Origin of the sequence: Pseudomonas alkylphenolica (assembly GCF_016009175.1) — a bacterium.
Taxonomy (GTDB): domain Bacteria; phylum Pseudomonadota; class Gammaproteobacteria; order Pseudomonadales; family Pseudomonadaceae; genus Aquipseudomonas; species Aquipseudomonas alkylphenolica_B.
In genome coordinates this window covers 58,898-74,092 of sequence record NZ_JADUCM010000010.1, presented here as the reverse complement: position 1 = coordinate 74,092, position 15,195 = coordinate 58,898, and the positions used below count along the sequence as shown (strand labels likewise).

Below are 15,195 nucleotides of genomic sequence, written 5' to 3'. Positions count from 1 at the left end.
TACGGACCGCTCAGACGAAAACAAAAAAGCCCGACCAATGGCCGGGCTATTTTGTCGCACCTGCGGGCTTACCTGAGCTTCACGGCCGTACCTGTGACGAACACCACGACCATCCCGCCAGCAGCGGATGGCATGCTGATTTCGTAGTCCAGCCCGACAATCGCGTCGGCCTGCAGGCTGCGCGCCCGCGCCTTGATCTCTTCGGTGGCCTGGCTGCGGGCTTCTTTCAAGGCGCTTTCCAGGGTTTGCGAGCGACCGCCGAATACATCGCGAAAGCGGGTAAACACGTCGCGCACCACATTGATCCCCTGAACCGATTCGGCGCTGACCACGTCAAGATAAGCCGCAATCTGGCGACCTTCGATGGTGCCGGTGGTGGTGATGATCATCGTGCTCTCCCGCGCTGATAACGTTCGTCGCCGTAAAGGCCGGCGGACAAAAGCGGCCATGGTAGCAAATCAGGCGTTGCCCTCATCCACGGCCTGCGGGCGTACAAACCGGACAAGGCGCGAACCGAACACGTTGATCAACAGCCCGGCCATCACCAGCAACGCTCCCCAGCCCTGCAGCGCCGTCAGGCGCTCATCAAGGAGCAACGCTGCAGAGCTCAAGCCCACCACCGGCACCAGCAGCGAGAACGGTGCAACTTTCCCCGCCGGGTAGCGTGACAGCAACGAACCCCACAAGCTGTAGCCGAGCAAGGTGGCGATGAACGCCAGGTAAGCCAACGCCAGGATCGAATTCCAGCCAATGCCGCGCAGCGAGCTTTCAATCAGTGCCGGGCCTTCCAGCCACCAGGACAGCGCAAGAAAAGGTAGCGGCGGAATCAGCGCTCCCCAGATCACCAGCGCCACCAGGTCAACCGAGCCAAAGCGCCGCGTGATGATGTTGCCCATGGCCCACATCGACGCCGCGCACAGGGTCAGGACCAAGGCGAAGAACGGCACGCTGGCACTGTTTTCGCTGCCGATCAGCGCCAGCCCCGCCGCCGCCACCATTAACCCCGAGACACTCGCGGCGCGCAGCCGCTCACCGAGAAACAGCGCGGCGAAAAACAGGGTAAAAAACGCCTGGGACTGCAGCACCAACGACGCCAGCCCCGGTGGCATGCCGTTGTGCATGGCCTCGAAGAGAAAGGCGAACTGGCCCAGGGAAATGGTCGCCCCATAGGCAATCAACCAGCGCCATGGCAACTGCGGGCGCTTGATCAGGAACACCGCCGGCAGGGCCACCAGGGCAAATCGCAGAGCACCCAGGAGCATGGGCGGCAGGCCATCGAGGCCGACCTTGATGACAACGAAATTGAGCCCCCACGCGACGATTACCACGAGTGCCAACAGCAAGTCCTTTAATGGCATTGTCCCCTACCCACCCTTGTAATATTTCGCAACAGCATAATGGCACAGAGGGGGGGATCGCATCCTTGCCAGCGACGTGTGTATCAATCATCACGCCGCCATGACCGTTCGGCGCCAGAATCAATTACGGCATATTTTTATGCTGTAATTGACTCTGTAGGCCACTTCACCCGCCGAGGGTACTGCCATGAAAACCGGACTGTCAGTCATGCTGCTGCTTGCAGCTTTGTGTGTGCTCCCTTCCCTGAGCCCCGCAGCGCAAACCCCGCCGCCGCCCGCCGAATCTGCAGCGCTGAGCACCCGCCTGGCCCTGCGGGACCTGTGGGTGGAGCATATTTTCTGGATTCGCAACTACGCCATCGCCAACCAGGCTGGCAATCATCAGCAAGCCGAAGTCGCCAGCCAGGAGGTGGTCAGCAACGCCACTGCCATTGCCAACAGCATTGCTCCGCTCTATGGCCAGCCGGCTGCCGATCAGTTGCTCAAGCTGCTGGCCGGGCACTGGGGTGCGGTCAAGCACTACAGTGATGCCAGTGTCAGCCAGTCGGCCTCGGGCAAACAGGCTGCCGTCAACGACCTGACCAGCAATGCCAAGGCCCTGGCCAAGTTCCTCGCCACGGCCAACCCATACTTGCCAGAGGCGACGCTGACGACATTGCTGGCCGCTCACGGGGGGCACCACATTGCCCAGATCGACGAACTTGGGAAAAAGGACTACAAGGCAGAAGCCGCCACCTGGAAACAGATGCGCGAGCATATTCTTGGCCTGGCCGACGCGCTGACTGCGGCCTTGGTCAAGCAGTTTCCAGACAAGTTCTGAACGGAGCCAACCGATGTTCGAAGGCTTGGGGCACACTCAACAAGAGCTGTTGTCAGCCCTGCTGCACGCAGCGGCGGGTATGAGCATTGAAGAGCTGGCCAGGCAACTGTCGGTCACGCGCACAGCCGTGCGTCAGCATCTGGCGGCGCTTGAACGGGATGGGCTGGTGGTGCGCGGCGAATTGCGTGCCACCGGCCGGCGTCCCGAACAGTTGCACCGGCTCAGCCCGCGTGGTCGGGAGCTGTTCCCGCGTCATTACCAGTTGCTGGCCAACCTGCTGATCGATGAAGTCGCCAGCCTCATCGGGCATGAGGCACTGGTAGCCTTGTTGCGTAACCTGGGTAAGAAAATGGCGGAAGACCTGAGCGCCACCGTGCTCGATGAACCGCAAATTGCGAGTCTCATGAAGGACGTCGGCTACGAAGCCGAGGTATTTTTTCGCTCAGGAAGCCCAGCGCAGATCGTCGCTCATAACTGTGTGTTCCATCAGCTGGCCGAGGCTCACCCTGAAGTCTGTGAGCTCGACCTGGCGCTGATTGGCAGCCTTGGCGGTGGGCAGGTGCAACATCAGGAATGCATGTTGCGTGGTGGACAGGTGTGTCGCTTTCAACTGACCCGCAACACCTCATAGCTTGGCGATCGACACCTCGGTGGATTTCACGAAAGCAATCACTTCGCTGCCCACGCGCAACTCCAGCTCGTGCACCGAACGGGTGGTGATCACCGAGGTGACAATGCCCGCCGAGGTCTGTACATCGATTTCCGATACCACTGGCCCTTCGATGATCTCCTTGACCGTGCCCTTGAACTGGTTGCGTACATTGATCGCCTTGATAGTCATACTCTGCTTCCTCATTTCGTGGTGCACTGCCGCGCAGTGCTTGAGGTGCAGAGTGCACGCAAGCTAATAAAATTAAAAAGAATAAATAATAATTTTAATAGAACTATAAGAGATATGTGAAAATCACCTTTTCGCCCAGCACTGCATCGATTGTCACAGCGGCCTGAAAACCTTCAGGCCTGAACGGGCTACGACCTGCAACGTGCTGTTGCCCACTCCCTCACGAGGTGCCCATGGCCCTAAAAAAATCATCCGCAGAGCTCAAGCGCGACCTGAAAAGCGTTGCCGCCAACCTGGAACGCACCGCCGGCGAGATCAGCAGGCTGGCCGAACGTATCGACGGTGTCGATGTGGTCGCCGTATTGCACCTGATGAACCGTCTGTACAAGGACTCCGACAAGCTCCACGCCTACGCCGACGAAATCAAAAGCGGGCGTATCGTGCGCGCCAAGGCCGAGTAATCAACGGCGCTGATCAGCGCGCAAATCCCGGTATCAGGCATACACTTAACATGTGTCACTGCGGATGCACGGAGCGAAACACAATGCCGAGCCGCTGCGAGGTATTGATTGTCGGAGCCGGCCCTACCGGGTTGGTGCTGGCCCTGTGGCTGAGCAAACTGGGCGTGAAGGTGCGCATCATCGACCGCACCCCGGGCCCCGGCACTACTTCTCGCGCCCTCGCCGTGCAGGCGCGGACCCTGGAGCTGTACCGCCAGCTGGACCTGACTGGCGCGGTCATCAAGCTCGGCCACCAGGTGCCCGCCGCCAACCTCTGGGTCAAGGGTCAACCTGCAGCACGCCTGCCCTTTGGCGACATCGGCGGTGGCTTTACGCCCTACCCGTTTCTGCACATCTTTGCCCAGGATGAACACGAACAGCTGCTGATCGAACGCCTGAAGACCTTCGGCGTCGAGGTAGAGCGTGACACCGAGTTGCTCGGGTTCAACCAGGATAGCCAGGGCATCAGCGCCCAGCTGCGCCATGCCAGCGGCCTGGAAGATCGCTGCGAAGCAGCCTACCTGGCCGGCTGCGACGGTGCCCGCTCGACAGTGCGCAAAGCCCTGGGTATCGGCTTCCCCGGCGGCACCTACCAGCAGGTGTTTTATGTTGCCGACGTCGTCGCCACGGGGCCTGCGCTCAATGGCGAACTGCATGTCGACCTGGACGAAGCAGACTTTCTCGCGGTCTTCCCGCTGGATGCCGGTGGCCGCGCGCGGCTGATCGGCACCGTACGCGACGAGCGTGCCGAACACCCGGACAAACTGCGCTTCGAGGACGTCAGCCGGCGGGCCATCGACCACCTCAAGGTGCAGGTGCAGCAGGTCAACTGGTTTTCCACTTACCGTGTACATCACCGGGTTGCCGCACAGTTCCGCCAGCAGCGCGCTTTCTTGCTCGGTGACGCGGCGCATGTCCACAGCCCTGCCGGCGGCCAGGGCATGAATACCGGTATTGGTGATGCGATCAACCTGGCCTGGAAGCTCGCCAGCGTCTTGCAGCGCATGGCCACGGACAGCTTGCTGGACACTTACGAAATTGAACGCAGTGCCTTTGCCCATCGGCTGGTGTCGAGCACCGATCAGGTGTTCAGTTTCGTCACCGCCGACAGCCGCCTGGCCACCCTGCTGCGCACCCGCCTGGCACCACGGGTGATACCACGGCTGGTGGCCTTCAGGTCAGCCCGTGAGTTTCTCTTCAGGACGGTCTCGCAGATCAACCTCAACTACCGCTACATGCCCCTGAGCGCGGGCAATGCCGGCGTACTGCAGGGCGGCGACCGGCTACCCTGGGTTGCCGAGAGCGGCCGCGACAACTACAGCGGCCTGTCGCGCATCTGCTGGCAGCTACAGGTATACGGTGCGGTCAGCGCCGCCTTGGTGCAATGGTGCAGCGGCCACGGCGTGCCGGTGGATGTGTTCATGTGGAGCGACGCCTATCAGGAGGCCGGGCTGGTACGCGATGCGGTCTACCTGATACGCCCGGACACCTACATTGCCATGGTCTGGAACAATGCCGGGCCGGACGAACTCGACGCCTATTTCGAAGAGCGCGGCATGACCATCCACTAGCGTCCCGGCATCAGGCCTGGCGGGCAAACCGGTAGGTGGTAACCGCGCACAGCAACAGCCCCAGCAACGCCAAAGATCCGCCGACATAGCCGATGTCGGCCTGCCCCATCTGCACGCTGACCACACTGCCGATCAGGGCCCCGGCACCGATGCCGATGTTGTAGATGCCAGAGAACATTGCCATGGCGACATCCGTCGCATCCTTGGCCAGGATCAATACTTTCGACTGCAGCGACAGGCTGAAACACATGATCGCGATGCCCCAGAACACGCTCAAGGTACCCAGCAGCGCAAAACTTCCTGACACGGGCAACAACAGCAGCAAACACGCGGCCAGCAAGCCAATGGCAGCGATCAGAAAACCGCTCGGAAAGCGTTCGCTGTAGCGACTGAACAGCACCGAGCCAAACACGCCGGCACCACCGAACAGCAACAGCAACAACGTCGTGCGCTCGCCACCTACCTGTGCGACATGCAGGGCAAAGGGTTCGATGTAGCTGTACGCGGTGAACTGCGCGGCAATCACCAACGCCACCAACACATACACCGTCACCAGCGCCGGGCGCTTGAACAGCACCGGCACACTGCGCAACGAGCCGGAGTTCTGGCTGGGCAGCAACGGCAGCGACTTGACCAGGCACAGCAAGGTCGCCAGTGCCACGCCGGCAATTGCCAGGAAGGTTACGCGCCAGCCCAGCGCCTCACCGACCACCCGCCCCAAGGGAATGCCCATCACCATCGCCAGGGTGGTACCGGTTGCCAGCAAGCCCAACGCCTTGGCCTGCTGCCCCGGCGGTGCCACACGCACGGCCAGGGACGCGGTGATCGCCCAGAACACCGCATGGGCCAGGGCGATACCGATCCGGCTCAGCAACAACATGGCGAAACTCTGCGCCACCCACGACACCAGGTGGCTGCCGATAAACAGCACAAAGACAATGATCAGCAATTTGCGCCGCTCGACGTTGCGCGTCAGCAACATCATCGGCAGCGATGCCAGGGCAACCACCCAGGCATAGATGGTCAGCATCAGCCCGACCTGAGCGGTCGACATGTCGAAGCTCGCACCGATATCACTGAGCAGGGCCACCGGCACAAACTCGGTGGTGTTGAAGATGAACGCGGCGAGCGCCAGGGCGATAACACTGAGCCAGCTACCGGCTCGGGTATCCACAGGAGTATTCATGAGTGGAGGTGTTGCTCCAGATCGATTGCAGTCACCAGGTGCATAACAGCGCCCAGCATTAAGCACCCAGGCTGCGGGGGCCCGAGTGGAAGCGTGTGCGCTGAGGAATGGATTATTAGTCTGCGGAGTATCGCTTGCTGGCAAGGATAGTACGTCAGCGACCAGTGGGTCACAACCGCAGTGTGCCTGCAGATTCCGCGGGCGCTGCTACACTGAATTCGCGCAATGGAGGATTACCCCATGTCCGACAAAGAAATCACCCGGCTGCTGACGCTCATCGACCACCGGCAAAGCGAGCTGACCACCGCCTGCAAGGAAATTGCCAACTGGATCGATCGCCAGGGCGACATGCCGGTTGCCGGCAAGATCCGCGATCGCCTCAAAGCAGTGGAAGCCGATGAAGCACTGGTCAAGAAAACCCTGACCTCGCTGAAGGTCGAGCGCCCCCTGCCGCGCTTCCGTTGAACAGCGCCCGCAGGCCGGTGTGCCCTCGCTGAAGACCCGGTGTCGAACGTACCAGCCACTCGCGCTGGTATTTGCCGTACCGAAGGATCGGGGGCGCCCATGAACATCCTCCATGACGAACATCTTGACGGGGCATTGCCACAGGTCGACAAGCCGGCACTGCTGCAGACACTGCGCAGCGAACTGCCGGATCTGGAAATTCTCGCCGACGACGAAGACCTCAAGCCCTATGAGTGCGATGGCCTGTCGGCCTATCGCACAACGCCCCTGCTGGTGGTGTTGCCGCAGCATCTCGAGCAGGTCAAGGCGATCCTCTCCATCTGCCACCAGCGTGGTGTACCCGTGGTCGCCCGCGGCGCCGGCACAGGCCTGTCCGGTGGGGCCCTGCCGCTGGCTCAAGGTGTACTGCTGGTCATGGCGCGGTTCAACAAGATCCTTGAAATCGACCCGGTTGCGCGCACTGCCCGCGTGCAGCCCGGTGTGCGCAACCTGGCGATCTCCCAGGCCGCAGCGCCCTATAACCTGTACTACGCGCCCGATCCTTCGTCGCAGATAGCCTGCTCGATTGGCGGTAACGTCGCCGAAAACGCTGGCGGTGTGCACTGCCTGAAGTACGGCCTGACCGTACATAACGTGCTGAAACTTGAGGTACTCACGGTCGAAGGCGAGTGCCTGACCCTCGGTGCCGAAAGCCTCGACGCCCCGGGCTTCGATTTGCTCGCGCTGTTCAACGGCTCCGAGGGCATGCTTGGAGTGATTACCGAAGTCACGGTCAAGCTGCTGCCCCGCCCTCAGGTCGCCAAGGTGCTGTTGGCCAGCTTTGATGCGGTGGAAAAAGCCGGTGCTGCCGTCGCCCGCATCATCGGCGCGGGGATCATTCCAGGTGGCCTGGAAATGATGGACAACCTGGCCATTCGCGCCGCCGAAGAATTTATTCATGCGGGTTATCCGGTCGAGGCCCAGGCCATTTTGCTCTGCGAACTCGATGGCGTTGAAGCCGATGTGCACGACGACTGCCAGCGGGTGCGGGACTTGCTGGAGCAGGCCGGTGCCAGCGAAGTGCGCCAGGCCCGCGACGACGCCGAGCGTGTGCGTTTCTGGGCCGGGCGCAAGAACGCCTTTCCCGCCGTCGGACGCATTTCGGCCGATTACTACTGCATGGACGGCACCATCCCGCGCAGGGAACTGCCCCGTGTGTTGCATGCCATCGCCGGACTGTCCGGCAAATACAACCTGCGTGTGGCCAACGTGTTCCATGCCGGCGACGGCAATATGCACCCGTTGATCCTCTTCGACGCCAACCAGCCTGGCGAGCTGGAGCGTGCCGAAGCCTTTGGCGGTGAAATCCTTGAGCTGTGCGTGAAGGTCGGCGGCAGCATCACCGGCGAGCACGGCGTGGGACGGGAGAAAATCAACCAGATGTGCGCGCAGTTCAACAGCGACGAGCTGACCCTGTTCCATGCGGTCAAAGCCGCCTTCGACCCAAAGGGCCTGCTCAATCCCGGCAAGAACATCCCGACCTTGCACCGCTGCGCCGAGTTTGGCGCCCTGCATGTACATGCCGGGCAACTGCCGTTTCCGGAGCTGGAGCGCTTTTGATGGCCGTGACCGATCAGGATGCAAGCGCCTTGCTGCTGGAGCAGGTCAATGATGCCCGCGCGATGAGTTCACCGTTGCAGATTCGCGGCGGCGCGAGCAAGTCCTGGCTGGGCCGGCCGCTGCGCGCAACGGTGATCGACACACGCAGCCACTGTGGCATCGTCAACTACGACCCGACCGAGCTGGTGATCACCGCACGCGCCGGCACACGCCTTGCCGACCTGTCGCAAGTGTTGCAGGACAACGGGCAAATGCTCGCCTGCGAGCCGCCCCACAGTGACGATGGTGCCACCCTCGGCGGCCTGCTCGCCGCCGGGCTGTCCGGCCCGCGACGTCCTTGGGCCGGAGCAGTCCGCGATGCAGTGCTGGGCACCCGGGTCATCACCGGCCTGGGCCTGCACCTGCGCTTTGGCGGCGAGGTAATGAAGAATGTCGCCGGCTATGACCTGTCACGCCTGATGGCCGGCAGTTTTGGCTGCCTGGGCCTGATCAGCGAAGTGTCGCTGAAAGTGCTGCCCATCCCCCGCTGCCAGGCACATATCGCCCTGGAGATGGATGCGCGCGGTGCCCTGCTCAAGCTCGGGCAATGGGGCCAGCAACCACTGCCGATCAGTGCCGCCTGTCATGACGGGCAGGTGCTGCGCTTGCGCCTCGAAGGCGGTGAAGGCTCGGTACGCGGAGCATGCGAGCGCCTCGGCGGTGAACCGTTTGCACCCGAGTGGTGGCAGGCACTGAACCATCAGCGCCTGGACTTTTTTCACGATCCACGACCGCTGTGGCGCCTGTCGCTGCCCAACAACACCGCCTACCTGGAACTACCGGGTGAACAGCTACTCGACTGGGCTGGCGCGCAGCGCTGGTTGAAGTCCGATGCAGAGCCCGAGCATCTGCGCAAGGTCTCCAGTGCACAGGGCGGCCACGCCACCTGCTACAGCCCGGGTCTTACCGACAGTCCGTTCCAGCCCCTGCCCGCCGCGCTGATGCGCTTCCACCGGCAACTCAAGCAGCGGCTCGACCCGCAAGGCATTTTCAACCCCGGGCGGATGTACGCGGAGTTCTGAACCATGCAAACCACCCTCAGTGACAGCGCCAAGCGGCTTGCCCGTGCCGAAGAAGCCGAGCACATCCTGCGCACCTGCGTGCACTGCGGGTTCTGCAATGCCACTTGCCCGACCTACCAGCTACTGGGTGATGAACTCGATGGGCCGCGCGGGCGTATCTATCTGATCAAGCAGGTGCTGGAAGGTCATCCGGCCAGTGCCAAGACCCAGCTGCACCTGGACCGCTGCCTGTCGTGCCGCAACTGTGAAACCACCTGCCCGTCGGGTGTCGATTATCACAACCTGCTGGACATCGGTCGCGCCGTGGTGGATCAGGCCGTGCCACGCCCCGCGCTGCAACGCCTGATGCGCAGCAGTTTGCGACAACTGGCAGCACATCCCGACGCATTCAAGCGCCTGGTGTACGTGGGGCGCAGCGTCGACGCCCTGCTACCGGCCCCGGTAAAGGCCAAGCTGCCCAGGCCCACGCCCGTCGACACTGCGCGCCCACCCCGGCGCCACACGCGACAGGTATTGATGCTTGAAGGGTGCGTGCAGCCAGGCCTGTCGCCAAACACCAATGCAGCGGCGGCAAGGGTACTGGACCACCTCGGCATCAGCGTCATCCCTGCCCGCGCCGCCGGTTGCTGCGGTGCCATCGACTATCACCTGGACGCGCAAACGGCCGGCATCGAACGCGCCCGGCAGTTGATCGACTCCTGGTGGCCGGCGATTGAAGCCGGTGCCGAAGCCATCGTGCAGACCGCCAGTGGCTGCGGCGCCTTTGTCGCAGACTACGGCAAACTGTTGCAGCACGACCCGCACTACGCCGCCAAGGCCCGGCGCGTCAGCGAACTCAGCAAAGACCTGGTGCAACTGATCAGTGCCGAGCCCCTTGAGCGGCTGGCCTGTCACGCCGACCAACTGCTGGCCGTCCACTGCCCCTGCACCTTGCAGCATGCCCTGCACCTGGGCGGCGCGCTGGAAGCCGTGCTCAAACGCCTGGGCTTCAACCTCAGCAATGTCGCCGACAGCCACCTGTGCTGCGGCTCGGCGGGCACCTACTCACTCACCCAGCCGACACTCGCCCGGCAACTGCGCGACAACCGCCTGGACGCCCTGGAAAGCGGCCATCCAGACCTCATTGTCACCGCCAACATCGGCTGCCAGGCACACCTGGACAGCGCCGGGCGCACCCCGGTCCGGCACTGGATCGAACTGGTGGATGCCGCACTCGCGAAGTCGCCATCTCTGGCATAAGCTCAATCTGGCTTCATGGCTGTGCTGCCACGTGTATTCCCGATCACGAGGACTCGTCATGCGTAACCTTCTGCTTGTTGCACTGCTTGTCGCCAGCCCGCTGGCACTGGCCAAAACCGAATGCACCACTGCCGACAAAGGACAGTGGCAAGATCAAGCCAAGTTTCAGGAAAACCTCAAGGCCCAGGGCTACAACATCAAGAAATTCAAGGTCACTGAAGGCAACTGCTACGAAATCTACGGCTGGGACAAGGACAAGAAAAAAGTCGAGATCTATTTCAACCCGGTCGATGGCAAAGTGGTGAAGTCAGAGATCGAGGACTGAGGTGAGCAACGATACCCTGCGCCTCTGGGACCCCCTCATCCGGCTCTGTCACTGGTCGCTGGTCATTGCGTTTGTCGGCGACTACTTTTTCACCGAAGAAGGTGACGGCCCGCACCGCTGGCTGGGGTACTACGCGGTGGCCATCGTGCTGGTCCGCCTGGTGTGGGGGTTCGTCGGCACCCCGGCGGCACGCTGGAAGGATTTCTGGCCGACGCTCACCCGCCTCAAGTGGCATGTACGTGCCCTGGTCAGCGGCGAGGACTACCACCGCCTGGGCCATTCGCCGATTGGCGCACTGGTGATGGTGTTGATGCTGACGCTGATGTTCGGCCTGGGCTTGAGCGGTTTTTTGATGGAGGAAGTTGACTACTTCTGGGGTGAACAGCTGCCGCGCGATATCCATGAGTACATGGCCAACACCTTGCTGGCGCTGGTCTGTGTGCATATCGCCGCGGCGCTGCTGGAAAGCCTGCGCATGAAAGAAAACCTGCCGATGTCGATGATCACCGGCAGGCGTCGCCGGCGTTAGAAGCGGAAGTTGGTGCTCAGTTCCAGGGTACGCGGGGCACCTGGCATGATCAGGTCAACCGAACCGTGGGCCGAGGCATAGTAGTCGCGGTCGAAGACGTTGCGCAGGCGCAAGGCCATGTCCCACTTCGGCTGGTTGTAGAGCAGCGCCGCATCCACCGTAGTGTACGACGGCATCACCACCACGTTGTCCAGCGCGGTGTAGCGCTCATCTACGTAGTTGGCGCCCATGCCCACGCGCCAGGTTTCGGTCAGCGAGCGGACCAGCCACAGGTTGGCGCTGGTGCGTGGGGTCAGCGTTGGCGTCTGGCCTTCGTTAGGTACACCGTTGGTTTTGCTGTTGGACTTGGTGATTTCCGCGTCGAGGAAGGCAAAGCCACCGTACACCTGCCACTTGTCGGTCAACTGGCCGCTGACCGTGGCCTCGAAACCATCGGTGCGTTGCTCGCCCGACAACACCAGGTTGGCCGGGTTGGCCGGATCGGCGGTTTTCATGTTGGTGCGCTCCAGGCGGAACACGGCTGCGGTGACGGCCAGGCGGCTGTCGAGCAGGTCCCACTTGGCACCGACTTCATAGTTGGTGGTTTCTTCCGGTTCCAGGCCCTGGTTGCCCGTGCTCAGGGCAAACACTTCCGAAGACGGCTGGTAGGAACGGCTTACCGAGATGTAGTAGGACTGGATCTGGTCAGGCTGGTAAACCAGGCCGACACGGGGGCTCCAGGTGGTGTCGGTACGCGACAGATTGGCACCGCTGAGGTCGTCGTCGTATTCCTGGTCGAACACGTCGTAGCGTACCCCGACCAATGCCTTCCACTGCGGGGCCAGCTCGATCAGGTCCTGCACGTAGAACCCGGCGGTGTCCTGGGTGGTAGTGCCTTTGGCGGTCTGGCGATTGGCCTGGAACGGCACATCGACCAGCCCGTCGCGGAACACCGGTACCTGGGCAACGTTGTTCTGGCTAAACACCGACTGGTCCTTGACCTGGCGGCCAAGCTCCACGCCGTACAGCAGGTTATGGTTCATCCCGGCCAGCAGCGCCTGGTGCTTGAGCTCGGTCTGGTTGAACCAGCCGTCCTCGGTTCGTTGCACGTTGCCCCGGTTGAGCTTGACCAGCAGTTCGCCGCTGGGCGAGGTGACAAAGCGCGTCGGGCTGGTGTCAGCCAGGGTGTTGTTGCGGTCCAGGTCGTAGTGGTAGTAACGGCTGGTGTTGCTCAGGGTGAAGTCGTCGTTGAGGCGGTAGTCGACACCGGCCGTGAACGAGAACACTTCGCTGCGGGTGTAGTCATCGTCCGGATCGCCGGCGCCAAAGCGCTTGTCGCGGTCGACATCCACCGGGCGATCGCCCAGGGCCGGGATGCCGAAATCAATCAGGCGCTTGTCGTACAGGTAGGTGGCCCCGACAGTCAGGTCGAGGTCGTCGGACAGCTTGAAGTAGGCCGTTGGCGCAATGGCCTTGCGGTCGATGTAACCGTCGTCGCGGAAGGTGTCGCTGTCTTCCAGTGCACCGGTAATGCGAAATGCCTTGTCACCCTGCTGCTCGTCAGCCCACCCGGCATCGAACTGGGTACGGCGCTTGCCTTCACTGTCGAAGGTCATGCCCACTTCCTGCACCGGGCTGAAAGTGGGCTTCTTGCTGATGCTGTTGATCAGGCCACCCGACGATCCACGCCCGTACAACACCGCTGCCGGGCCCTTGATCACCTCTACCCGCTCGACGTTGGACAGGTCACGGTAGTACAGCGCATCGTCGCGCAGGCCATCGACGTACATATCGCCAATGGCACTGAAACCACGAATGGTGACCTGGTCACGCTGGCCGTCGCCCGAAGACAGGCCAATGCCTGGCACGTTCTTGAGCACGTCCTCCATGGACTGCGCGCCTTGGTCTTTGATCACACTTTGCGGCACGACGTTGACCGTCTGCGGAATATCACGCAGCGGCGCGTCGATTTTCAGCGCACTCTTGCTTTCGCGAGGGTTGTAGCTTTGTTCTTCGTAGCTGCTGTTGACCGACGTGGCCGGAATGGCCAGGGTTTCGGCCTGCAGCGCGGGCGCTACCAACGCGGTAAACACGGAAAGGGAAGCCGGGTGAATACGCAAGAATGCCACCATGTGTTCCTTGTGAAGTGTAAAGATTGTAAAGGACGCAAATGGTAACGATTTGTAAATACGAAATAAATACTAATAAGACTTATTTTATTTTAGATTTTGTAGGAGCGAGGCTTGCCCGCGAAAAACGATAAGGCGGTGCATCAGGGGCAGCGCAGTGCCTGGTTCGCCGGCAAGCCTGGCTCCTACGCCGACACCACCTGTAGGAGCGTGGCTTGCCCGCGATAAACGATGACGCGGTGCTTCAGGGCCAGCGCGGTGCCTGGTTCGCCGGCAAGCCTGGCTCCTACGTCGACACCACCTGTAGGAGCGTGGCTTGCCCGCGAGAAACGATGACGCGGTGCTTCAGGGCCAGCGCGGTGCCTGGTTCGCCGGCAAGCCTGGCGCCTACGTCAATGGCGCGCGACGAGCAAAAAAAAAGCCAGGCTGCCGGTGTTAACGGCAGCCTGGCTTGGGTATCGCAGTCAGGCGATCAATGCATGTGCTGGTGATCGTGCATCGGCATTTCAGTAGTCAGTGCTTTTACCGGTGCCTTGACTTCAACGCTCTGCTTCTGGCCCTTGGCGTCTTCGATCTCCAGGGTCAGCGCCACCACGTCACCTTCCTTGACCTGCTGTTTGAGCTTCATCAGCATCACGTGGTAGCCGTTCGGGTCGAGCGTGACCGCTTTGCCGGCCGGCAACTCGACGCGCTGCACCTGCTTCATGCCCATGACATCGTTGTCCATGGTCATCTGGTGGACCTGGACGATCTCGGCAACCTCCGACTTGACGCCGACCAGGGTGCTGTCGGTGCTGGCGGTCAGGGTCATGAATGCACCGGTGGACTGCTGGTGCGGCACGGTGGCGCGCACCCAGGCATCACTGACGGTGGTGTCGGCCATGGCCGGCAGTGCCAGGCCAAGCAGGGCCAGCGCGGCCAGTGTGCGTTTGAACGGTTGGGCAAAATGACGCATCAACATACCTCCATGACCGTGAGCAGATCTTCCGTGCACTCTTTGGCGGTCAGTGAATGGGACAGTCCCAGGCGCAACTGGCCACGGGAATCGAAGACGTAACTGGTCGAGGTGTGCGAGATGGTGTAGGTATCGCCAGCGGGCACCTTCTCGTAAAACACGCCGAATTCGCGAGCGGCGGCAGCCGTCTCTTCAAGGGTGCCGGACAACGCCACGAACGACGGGTCGAACGCCTTGACGTAGGCATCGAGCACTTCGGGAGTATCGCGCTCCGGGTCCAGGCTGATGAACACCACCTTCAGGAAACCGCCATCGCGGCCCATCAGCTTCTTGATCTGTGCCGCACGTGCCAGGGTGGTCGGGCACACTGCCGGGCACTGCGTGAAGCCGAAGAACACCATCGGCATCGTGCCCCAGAAGCTCGACAAGGTACGCGGGTTGCCCTCGGTGTCTTTGAGTTTGAACGAGCGACCGAGGATCTGGTTGCTCATGTCCTTGCCGTATTTGAAGTCGAGCTTGCCACCGGAACGTGGGTCGCAACCTACCAGGGCCCCAAGGCCCAGCAGGCTGATCCCGGCCATGATCTGGCGCCGGGTCAGTAAATCAGTCATGTAACCATCCTTTTGGGAAGGTGTTGT

The 15,195-nt window shown here is 61.9% G+C and carries 17 protein-coding genes; 10 read left to right on the top strand and 7 right to left on the bottom strand.

Features of this window, described 5'->3' with window-relative positions:
* Positions 1 to 68: 68 nt before the first annotated feature.
* Both I5S59_RS11600 and I5S59_RS11595 read right to left on the bottom strand, forming a co-directional pair.
* Positions 69 to 389, bottom strand: coding sequence for a YbjQ family protein (locus I5S59_RS11600; RefSeq protein WP_197876720.1), 321 nt, complete (start codon positions 387 to 389; stop codon positions 69 to 71).
* Positions 390 to 458: 69 nt separating this feature from the next.
* The gene (locus tag I5S59_RS11595) at positions 459 to 1,358 is read right to left on the bottom strand and encodes an EamA family transporter (RefSeq protein ID WP_197876719.1); all 900 of its coding nucleotides are present in this window, start codon (positions 1,356 to 1,358) and stop codon (positions 459 to 461) included.
* Positions 1,359 to 1,545: 187 nt separating this feature from the next.
* Between I5S59_RS11595 and I5S59_RS11590 the strand changes: the two genes are divergently transcribed.
* The gene (locus I5S59_RS11590; RefSeq protein WP_197876718.1) at positions 1,546 to 2,178 is read left to right on the top strand and encodes a hypothetical protein; all 633 of its coding nucleotides are present in this window, start codon (positions 1,546 to 1,548) and stop codon (positions 2,176 to 2,178) included.
* 13 nt (positions 2,179 to 2,191) lie between these two features.
* Complete coding sequence (locus tag I5S59_RS11585) at positions 2,192 to 2,809, top strand: helix-turn-helix transcriptional regulator (protein ID WP_197876717.1); 618 nt, start codon at positions 2,192 to 2,194, stop codon at positions 2,807 to 2,809.
* Here the strand turns inward: I5S59_RS11585 and I5S59_RS11580 are convergent.
* Entirely contained in the window at positions 2,804 to 3,019 is a 216-nt protein-coding gene (locus I5S59_RS11580; protein WP_010227092.1) for a TOBE domain-containing protein, read from the bottom strand. The genes I5S59_RS11585 and I5S59_RS11580 overlap by 6 nt on opposite strands.
* Before the next feature lie 233 nt (positions 3,020 to 3,252).
* Between I5S59_RS11580 and I5S59_RS11575 the strand changes: the two genes are divergently transcribed.
* Both I5S59_RS11575 and I5S59_RS11570 read left to right on the top strand, forming a co-directional pair.
* Entirely contained in the window at positions 3,253 to 3,480 is a 228-nt protein-coding gene (locus I5S59_RS11575) for a hypothetical protein (protein ID WP_197876716.1), read from the top strand.
* An 83-nt stretch (positions 3,481 to 3,563) separates the two neighbouring features.
* Positions 3,564 to 5,090 carry an FAD-dependent oxidoreductase gene (locus I5S59_RS11570; RefSeq protein WP_197876715.1) on the top strand — a complete coding sequence of 509 codons (1,527 nt, stop codon included), beginning with the start codon at positions 3,564 to 3,566 and terminating at the stop codon, positions 5,088 to 5,090.
* Between the two features lie 10 nt (positions 5,091 to 5,100).
* Here the strand turns inward: I5S59_RS11570 and I5S59_RS11565 are convergent, their stop codons facing one another.
* Complete coding sequence (locus I5S59_RS11565; protein ID WP_197876714.1) at positions 5,101 to 6,276, bottom strand: sugar transporter; 1,176 nt, start codon at positions 6,274 to 6,276, stop codon at positions 5,101 to 5,103.
* A 240-nt stretch (positions 6,277 to 6,516) separates the two neighbouring features.
* On the opposite strand from I5S59_RS11565, the gene I5S59_RS11560 reads away from it, so the two are divergent.
* From I5S59_RS11560 to I5S59_RS11535, 6 genes are all read left to right on the top strand, one after another.
* Positions 6,517 to 6,741, top strand: coding sequence for a hypothetical protein (locus I5S59_RS11560; RefSeq protein WP_128325143.1), 225 nt, complete (start codon positions 6,517 to 6,519; stop codon positions 6,739 to 6,741).
* Positions 6,742 to 6,840: 99 nt separating this feature from the next.
* Positions 6,841 to 8,340, top strand: coding sequence for a glycolate oxidase subunit GlcD (glcD, locus tag I5S59_RS11555; RefSeq protein WP_197876713.1), 1,500 nt, complete (start codon positions 6,841 to 6,843; stop codon positions 8,338 to 8,340).
* Positions 8,340 to 9,401 (top strand): glycolate oxidase subunit GlcE, encoded by a 1,062-nt coding sequence (glcE, locus tag I5S59_RS11550; RefSeq protein ID WP_197876712.1) that lies wholly within the window; start codon positions 8,340 to 8,342, stop codon positions 9,399 to 9,401. Before glcD ends, glcE begins: the two co-directional genes overlap by 1 nt.
* Before the next feature lie 3 nt (positions 9,402 to 9,404).
* Positions 9,405 to 10,640, top strand: a complete 1,236-nt coding sequence (gene glcF / locus I5S59_RS11545) for a glycolate oxidase subunit GlcF (protein ID WP_197876711.1) — start codon at positions 9,405 to 9,407, stop codon at positions 10,638 to 10,640.
* Positions 10,641 to 10,698: 58 nt separating this feature from the next.
* On the top strand, positions 10,699 to 10,965 hold the full coding sequence (locus I5S59_RS11540) for a PepSY domain-containing protein (RefSeq protein ID WP_197876710.1): 267 nt from the start codon (positions 10,699 to 10,701) through the stop codon (positions 10,963 to 10,965).
* Between the two features lies 1 nt (position 10,966).
* Positions 10,967 to 11,494: a cytochrome b/b6 domain-containing protein gene (locus tag I5S59_RS11535; protein WP_197876709.1), complete on the top strand. Its 528-nt coding sequence runs from the start codon at positions 10,967 to 10,969 to the stop codon at positions 11,492 to 11,494.
* Here the strand turns inward: I5S59_RS11535 and I5S59_RS11530 are convergent.
* From I5S59_RS11530 to I5S59_RS11520, 3 genes are all read right to left on the bottom strand, one after another.
* A complete protein-coding gene (locus I5S59_RS11530) occupies positions 11,491 to 13,605 on the bottom strand; it encodes a TonB-dependent receptor (protein ID WP_197876708.1) in 2,115 nt (704 codons plus the stop codon). The genes I5S59_RS11535 and I5S59_RS11530 overlap by 4 nt on opposite strands.
* Positions 13,606 to 14,074: 469 nt before the next feature.
* Complete coding sequence (locus I5S59_RS11525; protein ID WP_232239701.1) at positions 14,075 to 14,557, bottom strand: copper chaperone PCu(A)C; 483 nt, start codon at positions 14,555 to 14,557, stop codon at positions 14,075 to 14,077.
* Positions 14,557 to 15,168 carry an SCO family protein gene (locus I5S59_RS11520; protein ID WP_197876706.1) on the bottom strand — a complete coding sequence of 204 codons (612 nt, stop codon included), beginning with the start codon at positions 15,166 to 15,168 and terminating at the stop codon, positions 14,557 to 14,559. The genes I5S59_RS11525 and I5S59_RS11520 overlap by 1 nt, the downstream gene beginning before the upstream one ends.
* Between the last annotated feature and the right edge of the window lie 27 nt (positions 15,169 to 15,195).